The 14736-nt window shown below is 38.8% G+C and carries 12 protein-coding genes and 1 riboswitch; of the genes, 5 read left to right on the forward strand and 7 right to left on the reverse strand.

The features are described 5' to 3' along the window. Nucleotides 1-14: 14 nt before the first annotated feature. The 3 genes from MJX77_RS17620 to MJX77_RS17630 form a co-directional block, all read right to left on the reverse strand. A complete protein-coding gene (locus MJX77_RS17620) occupies nucleotides 15-755 on the reverse strand; it encodes an urea amidolyase associated protein UAAP1 (RefSeq protein WP_252059903.1) in 741 nt (246 codons plus the stop codon). Between the two features lie 28 nt (nucleotides 756-783). Further along, nucleotides 784-879: riboswitch (guanidine-I (ykkC/yxkD leader) on the reverse strand. Nucleotides 880-1068: 189 nt separating this feature from the next. Beyond that, nucleotides 1069-2232 (reverse strand): zinc-dependent alcohol dehydrogenase, encoded by a 1164-nt coding sequence (locus tag MJX77_RS17625; protein ID WP_062849162.1) that lies wholly within the window; start codon nucleotides 2230-2232, stop codon nucleotides 1069-1071. Nucleotides 2233-2467: 235 nt separating this feature from the next. Continuing rightward, nucleotides 2468-3418 carry a 3-hydroxyacyl-CoA dehydrogenase NAD-binding domain-containing protein gene (locus tag MJX77_RS17630; RefSeq protein ID WP_252059905.1) on the reverse strand — a complete coding sequence of 317 codons (951 nt, stop codon included), beginning with the start codon at nucleotides 3416-3418 and terminating at the stop codon, nucleotides 2468-2470. Between the two features lie 203 nt (nucleotides 3419-3621). On the opposite strand from MJX77_RS17630, the gene yddG reads away from it, so the two are divergent. The 3 genes from yddG (at nucleotide 3622) to MJX77_RS17645 (ending at nucleotide 5774) form a co-directional block, all read left to right on the forward strand. Then, a complete protein-coding gene (yddG, locus tag MJX77_RS17635) occupies nucleotides 3622-4554 on the forward strand; it encodes an aromatic amino acid DMT transporter YddG (RefSeq protein WP_252059907.1) in 933 nt (310 codons plus the stop codon). 128 nt (nucleotides 4555-4682) lie between these two features. Beyond that, complete coding sequence (locus MJX77_RS17640) at nucleotides 4683-5114, forward strand: SRPBCC family protein (RefSeq protein ID WP_252059909.1); 432 nt, start codon at nucleotides 4683-4685, stop codon at nucleotides 5112-5114. Between the two features lie 426 nt (nucleotides 5115-5540). After that, a complete protein-coding gene (locus MJX77_RS17645; protein ID WP_004793244.1) occupies nucleotides 5541-5774 on the forward strand; it encodes a hypothetical protein in 234 nt (77 codons plus the stop codon). A gap of 54 nt (nucleotides 5775-5828) precedes the next feature. Here the strand turns inward: MJX77_RS17645 and MJX77_RS17650 are convergent, their stop codons facing one another. Further along, the gene (locus MJX77_RS17650) at nucleotides 5829-6383 is read right to left on the reverse strand and encodes a TetR/AcrR family transcriptional regulator (protein ID WP_252059912.1); all 555 of its coding nucleotides are present in this window, start codon (nucleotides 6381-6383) and stop codon (nucleotides 5829-5831) included. An 824-nt stretch (nucleotides 6384-7207) separates the two neighbouring features. Here MJX77_RS17650 and MJX77_RS17655 point away from each other — a divergent pair. Both MJX77_RS17655 and MJX77_RS17660 read left to right on the forward strand, forming a co-directional pair. Continuing rightward, nucleotides 7208-8704 (forward strand): T6SS phospholipase effector Tle1-like catalytic domain-containing protein, encoded by a 1497-nt coding sequence (locus tag MJX77_RS17655; RefSeq protein ID WP_252059915.1) that lies wholly within the window; start codon nucleotides 7208-7210, stop codon nucleotides 8702-8704. Between the two features lie 83 nt (nucleotides 8705-8787). Next, nucleotides 8788-9795: a hypothetical protein gene (locus tag MJX77_RS17660; RefSeq protein ID WP_252059917.1), complete on the forward strand. Its 1008-nt coding sequence runs from the start codon at nucleotides 8788-8790 to the stop codon at nucleotides 9793-9795. Nucleotides 9796-9881: 86 nt separating this feature from the next. Here MJX77_RS17660 and MJX77_RS17665 read toward each other — a convergent pair whose 3' ends face one another. From MJX77_RS17665 to MJX77_RS17675, 3 genes are all read right to left on the reverse strand, one after another. Then, nucleotides 9882-11102 (reverse strand): chloride channel protein, encoded by a 1221-nt coding sequence (locus MJX77_RS17665; protein WP_252059922.1) that lies wholly within the window; start codon nucleotides 11100-11102, stop codon nucleotides 9882-9884. A 302-nt stretch (nucleotides 11103-11404) separates the two neighbouring features. Next, entirely contained in the window at nucleotides 11405-13123 is a 1719-nt protein-coding gene (locus MJX77_RS17670) for an acetyl/propionyl/methylcrotonyl-CoA carboxylase subunit alpha (RefSeq protein ID WP_252061357.1), read from the reverse strand. After that, a complete protein-coding gene (locus tag MJX77_RS17675; protein ID WP_252059923.1) occupies nucleotides 13123-14706 on the reverse strand; it encodes a 5-oxoprolinase subunit B/C family protein in 1584 nt (527 codons plus the stop codon). Before MJX77_RS17675 ends, MJX77_RS17670 begins: the two co-directional genes overlap by 1 nt. Nucleotides 14707-14736 lie beyond the last annotated feature (30 nt).

The following is a 14736-nucleotide window of genomic DNA, read 5'->3' on the forward strand; positions in this document are numbered from 1 at the left end:
ATGCTTCTCCTGATTTAAATATTGCTAAGCGCGTAGTAGCGGGCTGTGTTTTGAAACGCGCGCTGATTTTGCGAACATGCATCACGACAAATATCGCTGTCTGTTAGAGAATTGGCTTTAAATAGACTGAGTTGAATATCGGCGGGTTGATAGCTTGGGCTGGTGTCTAAACCATGCGGTGCAGCAGATAAAAATAGTAAGCAGTCCATTTCAAAACGCAGTTCAATGCTTTGATCGGTATTGTCAGAACTGACATAAGACAAAGCACCGTTTTCATCTGGCACAACTTTAGAAAATAAGTTAACCGCGGCACTCAGGTCTTGGCTGGCAAGTCCGTATTTACACATTTCAATGAGTAAGCTGTCTAAGCCATTTTGGTACATATCATTGCGGGCATCTTGAAATGTACGCGCACCAAATTGCTTTTCAATTTGCTCAGGTCGGCTTGGGCCACAAAGTGCATCGTTCCAACCATGATCGTCATGAACAATGGAAGCCATGACACGGCCTAGGTCTGAATACAACACATTGGAAGCTTTCAAATAAGAGGTATGTTGTCCTTTTAAACTGTCGGGCATGTTATAACGTTCAAGCACATCGGCAGCATTTACACAAAACAAAGAAACATTTGCCTGAGCGCCAAGCGATGTAAATCTAAGAATAGTTCCTTTTTGAATACGACCCGACCAGTGATGTCCTCCGGGTAAAAGTTCGGTCCAAATCGCCTGATTGTTATGATAACTTGCAGTGTTCATAGCTACTCCTGTCGGATAGTTTTAGACTTCCTCCCGGGCTTTTATCCCTCCGTGTAGTTCGCTAGGAACCGTGAACTCTCGGTCCAGTCATACATGAAGTATCGGAACCCTAGATCACTTTTGATTGTTTATGACTATGCAAAGGACATGCCAGCTTAGTATTACGATTTTGATTAAAAGTAATACTAAACTTGGGCAATTTGAGTGCGATTTAGAATGGAAAGTAAAAAGCTGCACTAAAAATTGTGCATCTTGAAAATAAAAAAGCCCCTTTCAATAAGAGGCTTAAAACTAAATTATAAGATTGAGAATCTTAAGGAAGCAGAATTACCTTACGGCAATCCTCTTCTCTTTCATTAAAAATGCGATATCCTTCTGCGGCATCTTCTAATTTCATTCGATGGGTAATAATCGTTTCAGGTGACAAATCACCACGCTCAATCAATTCCAAGAGTTGCGGTAAATATTGATGCACATGGGTTTGTCCCATTTTAAAAGTTAAGCCTTTATCAAAAGCATCACCAAATAAGAAACCATGAATCGGGCCTGCATAGACACCCGGTACACTCACCACACCACCACGGCGAACCGCAGCAATACATTGACGCAGTGCTGCACCACTTGAACCTTCAAGCTTTAAATTGGTGAGAACTGTTTCAATCACACTGCCTTTTGCCTCGAAACCAATTGCATCAATCACAGCATCGACACCACGGTAATTGTCGGTATGTTGAATAATAAATTCGGCAGCATCGACTTCATCAAAATTAACTGGAATGGCGCCGTATGTTGCCGCTGCATAGTTCAATCGATAGTCATTGTGATCGACCATAAATATCTTTTCAGCACCGAGCATCTTGGCACAAGCAGCACTTAACAGTCCGACTGGACCAGCACCATAAATTGCAACGGTTGAGCCACGTTTCACTTGGGCATTGGTCACGGCTTGCCAAGCAGTGGGTAAAATATCAGTCAAGAACAGTACTTTTTCATCTGACAGTGAAGTTGGCACTTTAAAAGGGCCTTTATTGGCTTTTGGCACACGCACATATTCTGCTTGCCCACCCGGTACACCGCCGTAAAGATGACTATAACCAAACAAAGCTGCGCCTGGTGGAATCTGCTTTTTATTAATAATTGCGCCGCGTCCTGTATTGGTGGTTTCGCAGGCAGCGGTCAGGTCAAGTTGACAAAAGAAACATTCGCCACAGGCAATCACAAAAGGAACAATCACTCGATCACCCTTTTTCACTGTGGTGACGGCTGGACCGACTTCTTCAACCACGCCCATAAATTCGTGCCCAAAGATATCGCCTTGCTCGGTTCTAGGGATTTTGCCTCGATATAAATGTAAATCAGAGCCACATATCGCTGTGGCAGTCACGCGTAAAATAATGTCATCCGGTTCTTGAATAATAGGGTCTGCTACTGTTTCTACTCGAACATCTTCTGCACCGTGGTAAGTAAGAGCGCGCATTTTATATTCCTCTATTTTCTATGATGTCCTTTGATTATGAGGAGGCTTTCTTTACGGTTTGCAACGATTCTTACTCTTCACGTAAGGCATATAGTTCAAATGCAACGCGACAGAGATTTCAGTAACATTTAATGAATGTAGGATTATTTCAGCTAGAGATATTTTTATTATTTGACCCATTAAAAAGCCAATCATCCCTGCAATAAAATGACTGGCTTTGTCTTAAAAATTTGACTTAGTCTAATTTGAGTTGCTGTCTGAGCTTTAAGATATCGACCAGCCCCTTATCTCTGGTTTGGTATAAATCGATATCTTTATATTGAGTTAAAAGCTGATTGGTTTCTGCTTCTAACAACTCTGTTGTCTCATCTGAATGTTGAAATGCTTGCATATCGTTCCACCATTCTGTCATCGGTGGGCCTAAATGATGAATTGCCTCTTTAAAACCCTTTTGGTTTGCCAGCTGCATATTAATGTAGGGACCAAATAGCGCCCACCTTAAACCCGGCCCACTGGTAATCGCGACATCGACATCTTCGGCAGAACACACGCCTTGTTCAACCAATGAAAAAGCTTCTCGCCATAGCGCAGCCTGCAAACGGTTTGCGACATGCCCTTTTACTTCTTTATTTAAAATGATTGGATTTTTGCCCAGTTGTTTATAGAACTCAGAAGCCTGTTTTAAAATTTGAGGATCAGTCAAATTACCGCCAACGATCTCGACCAAAGGTAAAAGATGTGGCGGATTAAAAGGATGACCTAATAAAATACGTTCAGGATGTTGTGCCTCTTTTTGAAAATCAGACACTTTTAAGCCCGATGAACTTGAAGCAATAATAGTATGTTCAGGGCAATATGCTGTGATTTCTTTATATAGCTGTTGTTTTACATCGAGACGTTCAGGGGCATTTTCTTGAATAAAATCTACGTCTGAGACTGCATCTTTTAAATGATTAAAAATTTCCAGATGAAGCAGCACATCTGGTTGAGTATGAGTGCATTCAACGTTTTGATCTAAAGCCAATAAATCATTTAAATTTGCAGATATTCTGCTTTTAAAGACCGCTTCATTTATAGGATACGGGTCGTAAACCTTAACTTTAAATCCTTTATATAAAAATAAGGCCGTCCAACTTGCACCTATTACACCTGCTCCAACAACACCAACCGTTTTAATGACTTCCATATTTTCCTCGTAAGAATGTTGTTTTATTCGAAATTTCGTTACTCAATTGAATGCTAAATAAACATAGCAGATTCAACCAATCAATAAATTTAATTGTTTATATTTTATATAATTTGTCCTATATTCCTTAGCTTGAAAATTGATTCCTTTCATTAGTACAACTTAACCTTTTACCATTTTTTAACCGTTATTTACTGAATTTTATGTCAAAAAATCTAGCAACATTGATTGGTTTAAGTGCCATTCTCATGTGGGCATCTCTGGTCGGTCTGATGAAACAAGTCAGCGCCGCCCTTGGACCTGAGCTAGGTGTTACGCTTATTTATTCTTTAAGTGCGCTACTGTTACTGGCCATTTTCAAAGTCCCAGACTTTAAACAGATCTCTAAAAAATACTTAATATTTGGCACAATTCTGTTCGTGGCTTATGAGGTGTGCTTTTCATTTGCGATTGCTTATTCTCAGACAGCAAGACAAGCCATTGAAATTAGTATTGTTAACTATTTGTGGCCGAGTTTAACGGTTTTGGCTTTCGTGATTTTTAAGGAATTAAAGTTTAATTTTCTTATTATTCTTGGCTTACTTATTTCAATTTCTGGCATTATTTTTATTCAAACTGGAAGCGGTGATTTTAGTCTAAATAGTCTTGTCGATAATTTTCATAGCAACCCACTGAGCTATATTTTGGCATTTACAGGTGCCATCATCTGGGCTTTTTACTGTGTAATCACTAAAAAAATGAGCAATGGGCAAAACCCCATTTCCATTTTCTTTGTTGGTGTCGCGCTCACTTTATGGCTCAAGCTGCTTGTCTCGGGGCAATTCGCTATTCCATCAATGGATATTCCAGCTTTTATCACCGTTTTAATGGCATCCGCTGCCATGGGTTTTGGTTATGCTGCTTGGAACATTGGCATCATTCATGGAAACATTACCATACTTGTGGTGGCCTCTTATTTCACCCCGATTATCTCATCTATTTTGGCGATGTTTGTTTTACAAACTCAACTTTCAGTGAGCTTTTGGCAAGGAACAGCAATGGTAACGGCGGGTTCCTTTATTTGCTGGGTTTCAACCAATTGGTCTGTGATTCAGCCCTTCTTTAAAAAATTAAGAAAAGACCAAAAAGCATTGTGAATTTATCGCAATGCTTTTTTCGGACTTAAGATAACTCCGACGAAGAAGAATTCCCCCATTACCCAAAGCATGCTAATATCCAAATTCTGACAATCATCCATGTCAAAATAATTTATAGAGGGAATAAGATGTTAAAAACTCAAAAAATCAACATCGTACAAGAATTTGATGCACCCGTAGACAAAGTCTTTGCAACCTTAAGTGAGCATGAAAACCTAAGCAAACTTTTCGCTCCTGCTAAAGTGACTCGTATTAGCAACGGCAAAGACGCCCGTAATGGTGTTGGTTCTGCACGTAAAATGTCTATTCCACTCACCCCTTCATTTGTAGAAACAAATTTAGTCTATAAAGAAAATGAACTGATCGAGTACGCAATCACGAGCGGCATTAGCCCAATTAGGGGTCACCGTGGTGTAATGAAGTTTACTGACTTGGGAAATAACCGTACTCGTTTGGAATACACCATTAGCTTTAAAGGTCGCGTTCCTTTTATTGGCCCAATTATTAAAGCAGCCTTACAAAATGGTGTAAGTCGTGGCCTTAAAAAACTTAAGTTTTAATCAAGATATATCAAAATAAAAGCCCATTATTGGGCTTTTATTTTTAAGTATAAGTAGATGTATGGATGAACTGCTGCATCAATTTCTATAAATAGGAAATTTAAAACCTAACCACAAAAACAAAAGCCGACTCGTTAAAGTCAGCTGAATACTACAGTTCGAGAAAATTGCTTAAATAGTTCTTGTTCGTGGCAATCTTCTATCTATTTTCTTTTTCTAAAATTAATTTAACCCTTAATTATGACTATTTGATTAAAAAGAAATCAAAAACCTCGAATAAAAAGTAAAATAAATCACTATTTATGAAATTAATGCAATTCAAATCACATTTAACAAATGTAATGTATATCAACTAGATCTTTAGAAATTTTCTAAAGTTTAGTATGCTAAAAATAACTTACTAATTAATAGAAAATAATCAATACAATGGAACATCAGAGTTTGTTAAAGGAATTAAATTCACTGATTGAATATTATTCCAAAAGAACAGATTGTCCGCCTACCCGAATTCGCATAGGTTACAGAGCCTATGCAAAACTCATGCAAAATCCAAAGTTTGCTGATGAAGTGTCAAACTCTGCTTTAGACCCAAACAAACGTAAATATAAAAAGTTGAAAATTAAAGTCACGAAAGATGACGATCAGCTTGAACTCGAATAAATAAAAAGCCCAGTTACGGGCTTTTTTCCTTTTAGAAAGTGTTTGAATTTATCGCTAAGACAGCATTATTAAAAAATACTCGAGTAGCTTGTCTCGCTCATCTACACTGTTTTTACTCAAAAGTTGAACCATTGCCCCATCAATCACAAACAAAAACATGTGGGCGTCTTTCATTGAAGCCGTAGTTTTGATGGTTAAAAGCAGTTTATAAATTTCGTTGATTAGCCAAGTTCTATATTCAATCACCACGCGATAGGCTTTTGGGTAGAGCTTTTCAATTTCAAAAATTGCTTTAAAGGGTAAACGATAAAAGCCATTTAAATCGGCATGTAGAAGGTAAATCTGTTTGAGTTTATCAAGCACCATTTCTTCACGGTAAGATTTGAGAATTGAAAACACTTTTACTTTGAGCGCGTCTTTTTGAAAAGTGAGACACATCTCGATGAGTCGTGCTTTTGAGTGAAAGTCGTTATAGAAAGTAGCTTTGGGGATTTTGGCTTCCGCAATAATCCGGTCGACACCAACTTTATTAAAACCATCCTGATTAAATAGATCTTTTGCTACGTGAAGCACGCGCAGTGCTCTAAATGAAGATTCTAAATTTTTCATGTATACCGCTTAAAATAATTTTTTGTTGTATGTAAAAGAGATAGAAGTGCCGTCACTCTTAAATTGAGTGCTAAAAACAGGTATGCAAAAGCGGCACAAAATGGTGTGCTCGCCTATCTCGGGTTTATTGTTGCTATGATTTTGTAGTCGTAACGATTTAAAGTCGTAGAAAACCTACAAACGGTTAAAGCGTTTTAAAGACCAGTTTGGTGGTATGAGCAGAGAGAGTTTGGCAAAGGCCAAAAATTGAGAATAATTAGTACGCATAGCGGACTCCTTTGTTAACAAAAGAAATCCTACCGATCACTGCTAAATGATGGTGGCAGGACGAAAGAGGGTTAGCAGACTGGCAACAAAGAAACCAGCACACCCGAAGGTGTCCCCCTTCCGCCCTACCGTAGAGAAAAAGGGGGCGAACGAGTTCACGATACACAAAACTAAGTTTCGAATATCGTCTTTGTTAAATAGGGTCTGCTAAAACCCGCTAGCAATGTAGGCTAGCCCGCAAAGGATAGTATTCGCTCTTGTTGGCGTCAAGCGTAGGACATGACAATCGTATTAAAGTAGAGCGGTTGGGTTGAGAGCAGATAAATGTTTTTACGGTTTGAAAAATTAATTTAAGCTATTTTTTAGCATTGAATAAAAATATATTTACTGATCAATTAGTTTAAATAAACAAAAAAGACTTTGTTAGGTTAATTTTTAAACAAAATTTAATAAATCAATTTATTTCATGGAGTTAACCGAATATTTACAGAAAATCTGATTAGATTGTTTCTTAGAAAGAGTTGATTATTAAATAAATAATAATTAGGAAATAAGAAATGAAAAATATTATTATTTGTTGTGATGGAACATGGAACTCAACTGATCAGCAAGATCAAGGAGTATTATCACCAACTAACGTTGTACAGTTATACAATTCCTTAGCAGATACAGATAATAATGGAATAGCACAACATAAGTATTATCACCCAGGGGTAGGCACAGATGGTACAAAATGGGATAAATTAATTAATGGTGGAACTGGAGAAGGATTAGATAAAAATATTAAAAGCGCATATCGCGAACTATGTGAATATTATGAGCCAGAAGATAAAATCTTTCTCTTTGGTTTTAGCCGCGGTGCTTATACAGTAAGAAGCTTAGCAGGTTTAGTACATCATTCAGGGTTATTAGATCTTAAAGAGTTAAATGAAACTGAAATATGGAACAGAATAGACCGTGTGTTCAAACAGGGTTATAGAAAAAAAATCGAGACTCAAAACACATGGATTTCCTTAGGATGGAAATTGAAGACCAATTATAGTACACCCGTGCCTATTTGGTTTATTGGTGTATGGGAAACCGTTGGATCACTTGGAATACCCGATTATTTTGGCTTATTAAATCTTATTGATAGCTTTGAAAACTATACTTTTCATGATACTGAATTAAGTCCAATAATAATTAATGCACGCCAAGCTTTAGCCCTTGACGAAATGCGCGCAAGTTTTCAACCTACTCTATGGAGTAATCCAAATGCCAATACTAAACAAGTTTGGTTTGCAGGCGTTCATTCTGATGTTGGAGGAGGTTATAAAGATCATGGATTATCACATATCACTCTTAAATGGATGATTGATGAAGCAAAACATCTTAATTTAGCAATCAATCCAAAGTTTGAACAACAAATTACTCCTCTTTTTCAGGATACATTACATAACTCCTATACAGGTATCTTCTATACATTTCCATCTTTACCTCGCAGTTCTCCTCAATTAAATAATTCTATTGCTATCCATGACTCTGTAAGAGAGAGACTTGATACACCGCCTATTAAGCAAAGTCCTTATAAATTTATTCGGACACTACCTTGTAGTTTAGATATTTATGCACTTAATCCTTGGAATCAAACTGGGATTTGGCTAGAAAAAGGTAAAACCTATAGTTTTAGCGCTTCAGGTGAATGGACGGACAGTTCGATTAAATGTGGACCAGCTGGTACTAAGGATGGTGACTTTCAAATTGCTGAAATGATTCAAGTTGCAGGATCTCTTTTAGGCAAAGCAGAGGACTTGTTTAAAAAAATAACAGGCAATCATTCTGCGGATTTTAAATTCACAAAAAGACATGAAAAATTGAACTGGTTTAGTCTAGTTGGGGCAATTGCAAATGGAAAGGTCGATAGTCAAGGTAATTGGATACCACATGAAACTTTCTTAATTAGTGATGGATGTAAATATACGCCTAAACAGTCTGGTTATTTATATGCGTATGCTAACGATGCTTGGAACTGCTATGAAAACAATCGTGGCCGTATACGCCTACAAGTTGAATAATTTTAATAGTAAGATAGGAGAAGAACTCTTCTATCTTACTAATTATATAATGAAATTAAAATAATTGCTTAGGAGAAATAATAATGAAATTCTTTCGAAGTTATAAAAATATTATTCTCTTAATATTTATTGCAATGATAATTGTTAATACTTTAATAGTATTAATTCCTAAAATAAAAAGTGATACAAAAAATCAAAATGAAGAAGTTATAAAAATGTGTTCCGGAGGAATGGATAGTAAAACAGAAAGTCAAATTTTGGGGGAAATGGCTAATTTTTTAAATATAAAAACGAGTGCCTCATCTATAGAAGCTAGCCGAGGTGAAATTATTAAAAATATAAGATCAAATGAATATGGTGTAAAAATATTCCAAGCTTACTTAGACTGTTTAGATAAACAACGTAATCCCCACAATGAAGAAAAAAAAGTTATAGTCACAAATGAGAAATTAAATGAAGAAAAAAATTATATAGAGATAGCTACAAAGCTAAATGAAATTAACTCAAATTCTCCTAAAGAAAAGATAGTTGAAGTGATGGGTCAACCTTTTAGTGAAGAACCGCTAAGTGATGAAGATGTAGATCCACCACTAACAATTTCAAGATACCAATATAAAGATGCTTATTTTGTAGCTGACTATCATGATGGAACGAAGCGTCTGGGTTTAGTAATAGGTTATTTAACCCCCTCTAAATATACACAAGCGGATGTTAATATTAAAAATCTTCAAAACATACAGCTAGGTACAATCATTACATATTGTATGTCAGAACCTGAAGTCTCTTCTCACCTCGGAATATCAACAGGTATTTGTGGAGGTTCTCATGCTGACAATTATGAATATCAAGTTTATTTCTTTTCAATGGTAGATAGAAAAAATGTAGATCCTATACTTGATAAGAACTGTAACCCATTAGAGTCTAAAAATTTTTCTGAAACACTCCGCAACTGTGACAAGCTAGATAATACAAAACCCTATGCCGTTGCTCTTAGTAAAAATGAAAAAGATCTAAATTTAGTGAAAAATTTATTTACTGATGAAACTGACTTTGGTAGTAATTTTAACTTTCATCCAGTAGAAACCCCTTAGTTAAAACTTTCTCTTATAAGCTTCTAATTAACCTTTTCTAAGGAGTTAAGCAACCTAAAACTACTCAACTCCTTAGAAAGGCTTAATCAATCCATCAACTTTTTACGGCGATACAACCCACAATTTCCAGAAAATAACGCTGCCAATAAACAAGTAATGATGGCGTAAGTGGCAACATTCATTCCAAATAGCTCAACAGCTAAAATAATAGACGTTAATGGTGCCTTACTTGCCCCTGAAAACAGACTCACCAAACCTAAGCCCGCAAGTAATGAAAGTGGTAAGTTTAAAACCGCCCCTAAAGCATTACCTAATGTCGCGCCAACATAAAACAACGGCGTGATTTCGCCACCTTTAAAACCTGAACCTAGAGTGATGGCAGTAAAAACGGTCTTGTTAAAAAAGTCGTAAAACTCAATCGGCACATAAAAAGATGCAATGATTTTATCTGTACCCAAACCGTTGTACTGCTGATGCGCAGTGAACAACGTAAGTAGCATAATCACAATACCACCGACCATGGTTCTTAATGGCAAATAGCGAATGTACTTGTAAAAGAGGTCACTCGCCAAATGAATGGCCGCAATAAAGAAACGCGCAGCTAAACCAAAAACTAACCCTGCCGCAATTAAACTCATGAGCGTGCCAAAATGAATGGCTGGAAACTCACTAATGACATAAAAAATATGCGGATGAACAATATCGAATAGCTCAGGGATGGTCGATGCAATAAGCGCCGACACAAAGCATGGAAAAATGGCTGAATATCTTAAATTACCTAAAGCGGTAATTTCTAAACCATAAATTGCACCCGCTAGAGGTAAACCAAACACCCCAGCGAAGCCCGCACCAATACTCGCGATTAAACAGATTTTTCGGTTATCTTCCGAGATTTTTAATATATGGCTTAAGTGGTCAATTAAAGCACCCGAAAGCTGAACCGCTGGCGCCTCACGCCCCGCCGAACCACCAAACAACTGTGTTAAAATTGAGGTGATAAAAATGATGGGACTCATTCGTTTGGGAATAAACGACTTAGGCTGGTGAATTTCATCAATGAGTAAATGAGTTCCCCGCTCAATCGGTGAACCATATTTTTTAATGAGATAACCAATGCCAAACCCAATAAAAGGCAAAAAGTAGATGAGCCAATGATGCAGACTTCGGACTTTGTTTGAAATATCAAAGGCTACAAAAATTAAAGTCGAGGCCAGCCCCGCGACGACTCCAATCACAATCGAGATGACGAGCCAATAGACACTGTATTTTAGAATTTGATCATATTCAGATGAAGGTAGAATTTTCATTCGCGTTCTTCAATTAGCCTTTAAAATGGATGATAAATTCTCAATTTTTTTATGCAGCCAGCTCATTAAGTGAGAAATGCTTAAACTGGGCTAAAAATTAAAGCTCGCATAGGCGAGCTTTCAATACAGTGATTAATTTTGATATCACCAAACAGGGCGAAATATCTCATAACCCTTTCTGGCTTTCAAGTTGAAAATGGTTAACGAGTACTGTGAAAATAGCGGACTGAGTTAATAAATAAGCATTTGATTTGACCCGATCAAACTAAAACCAAAATCAGGCCAAATCATTTATTCAAAACTTAGTTAATGCTAGCAATCACAGTTTCAGCATGGCAGGTCGCACCCTTCTCTGCACTAATCTGAATAGCGCCACTGCGATGCGCCAGTACCTGAACTTCCATTTTCATAGCTTCCATAATCGCAACCACTTGGCCTTCTGTGACTTGCTCACCATTTTCGACTTTCCAAGCGCTAATCACACCATTAATTGGGGCAAGTAAATGCTCGGCACTCACTTCTGGCTCGGCAGTTTGTACTTGAACTGCGGTTGCTGGACCTTGTGCAAACATCCCTGCTGGTAAACCTAAACGGTGTAACTTGCCATCAATTTCAATGTAGCTCAGCAACATCGGTTGTTGATGGTTTGGAATGCCGCGTTTAGTCGGTTTCAACTCTTGTTTAAAGTCATTTTCGATCCAACGCGTGTGTACATTAAATTCATCGGTAAAGTCAGGTTCATTAAGTACCGCACGGTGGAAGTCTAGAACTGAAGCCACGCCTTCAATTTTAAATTGCTTTAAAGCACGTTTAGCGCGGGCAATTGCAACTTCACGGTTTGGACCCGTCACAATGAGTTTTGCCATGAGTGAGTCAAAATGGCTAGACACTAATGAACCAGTACGAACACCTGTGTCGACGCGTACACCGTTACCAAACGGCGCTTCAAATAAACTCAACACACCAAACGCCGGAATAAAACCACGTGCTGGGTCTTCGGCATTGATACGAAACTCAATGGCATGACCCTGAGCTTTCGGTGTTTCTTTAATAGAAAGCTCATGGCCCTGTGCCACACGAATTTGCTCTATCACCAAGTCGACTTTTGAGGTTTCTTCGGTCACTGGGTGCTCGACTTGCAAACGCGTGTTTACTTCTAAAAATGAAAGCTTGCCGTCACGACTCAGTAAATATTCAACTGTTCCCGCACCCACATAGTTTGCAGCCTGACAAATGTTTTTTGCCGAGGTTAAAATTTGCTGATAAATCGCATCGCTAATAAATGGCGCGGGCGCTTCTTCAACTAACTTTTGGTTACGGCGTTGCAACGAACAATCACGTGTGCCAAGCACCACAATGTTTCCATGTTGGTCAGCAATCACTTGCGCTTCTACATGGCGCGGTTTATCGAGATATTGCTCGACAAAACACTCACCACGACCAAAGGCAGCTTTTGCTTCTCGTACTGCTGACTCATAAAGCTCTTGAACTTCTTCGAGTTTCCACGCAACTTTTAAGCCACGGCCACCGCCACCAAACGCAGCTTTAATGGCAATTGGTAAACCATATTGCTTGGCAAACTCTAAAGCCTCCTCTGCATTATTGAGTGGGTCTTGCGTACCTTGAACCAACGGCGCGCCAACGGAAGCTGCAATTTTACGTGCTTCAATTTTATCGCCTAGTTTTTCAATGGCACTTGGTGATGGTCCGACCCATTTTAAACCTGCATCAATCACAGCTTGAGCAAACTCAGCACGCTCAGACAAAAAGCCGTAACCCGGATGCACCATCGTCGCTTTCGATTTCTTTGCAACTTCAATAATCGCAGGAATATTTAGGTAAGTCTCGCTAGCAGTTGCACCAGCTAAGCCCCATGCTTCATCTGCAAGTTCGACATGCATGCTGCCAATATCGTCATCTGCATATAACGCGACCGAAGCAATTCCCATGTCACGGCAAGCATGAATAATACGAACGGCAATTTCACCACGGTTAGCAATCAATAATTTTTCTGTATTCATCATTCATTCTCAAAATCTGTAAATTCGGCAATTTTTTTAAATTTGATGCGGCAACCTGCTGGAATCTGTGCCACCAAGTCCCAATGGTGTTTAGCAACAGAGCCAATGACCGGATATCCGCCCGTTAAAGGATGATCATTCATAAACAAAACGGGTTGGCCGCTCGGTGGAATCTGTAAAGCACCAATGCATGTGCCTTCACTTTCTAGTTCATGGGTAATTTTGCGAGTTAAAGGCTGTGCACCTGAAAGTCTTAGCCCGACGCGGTTGCTTTCATTGGTTACCAGCCATTCTTGCTGACAGAGCAGTTCAATACTGTCTTGTTCAAACCAGTCAGTGCGTGGCCCCATTACAATATCTAGCTCAACCACTTCACCAGCTTGTGGCAAGTCACATTTACCCACTTCATTTACACTAATATTGGTTGCTTGAACCTGTCCTTGGTAAATGATATCTCCAAGCTTTAAAGGCTCAGGCCCTAACACTGCCAAGCTGTCAAACGAAGCACTATTGAGTACAGGTTCAACATCTATACTACCTCGAACTGCCAGATAGTTTCTTAAGCCTGCTGTTGGCGGCTGAATTTGAAATTCATCGCCTTCATCTAAATCAATCAGCTGATAGCTTGCAAAGTCTGCGGTTTGTCCGTCGGCAAATTTCACACGAATATTTGAGATCGCTCCAGCAACTGCAATAACGCCTGCATGCTGCATTTTGGCTTTTAGCCCACCATTTAAAACTTCAATAACGGGTGTATCGGTTGGATTACCTACAATACGATTAGCACTATGCATGGCAGACAAGTCCATTGCACCTGCAACCCCAACTCCAATATTGGTCTGGTTTAAACGCCCTTCGTCTTGAATAAGCATTTGTAAACTTGGCGCAGTGACCTTAAACAGTGGCAGAGATTGTTTCGGCTCAACCTTACGTGTGATTTGCTCTGGTACAGTCACAGTAGTTGGACGATGCGTGACATCTTCAAAATGTACGGTCATGCCCGGTAACAGCAAAGCAGGATTTTTACGCTCTAAATCCCACATTTTTTCTGATGTTGTACCTATCAGCTGCCAACCACCCGGACTGTCTTTTGGGTAAATACCAGAGTATTTTCCAGCCAAACCCAAAGAGCCTGACGGTATTTTTTTACGCGGAACCGTTAAGCGCGGAATATCAGTAAAAGGCTTATCGGGACTGCTCATATACGCGAAGCCCGGCGCAAAACCAATAAAAGCCACATTCCACACGCTTTGGTGATGTTTTCTAATCACATCAGCCACAGACAGCCCTTGTAGCTCGGCAACTTGCGCAAGGTCTTCACCGTCGTAACGAATCGGCACAATCACTTCTTGGCTGCTACGCTCAAATCCAGAATCAACTTTGAGGCCCTGAATTGAAGCAACCAGCGTTTTAAAGTTGGTTTCGATCTCATTGAAAAAAACCAAAATTGTTTTTGCAGCAGGGACTAAGTCTTTAATTCCATTCAATTGCGTATTTTGCAATTTATTGTACAACGCCAAAGTTTCTTCTAGGCTCGCAAGCTCAATCAGAAAACAGTCGGCGTTTACCGATAAAAAACGCATTTGCTTATCCTTTTAATTCTTCTTTAGTCC

The sequence above is a fragment of the Acinetobacter sp. AHP123 genome (assembly GCF_023757925.1).
Taxonomy (GTDB): domain Bacteria; phylum Pseudomonadota; class Gammaproteobacteria; order Pseudomonadales; family Moraxellaceae; genus Acinetobacter; species Acinetobacter oleivorans.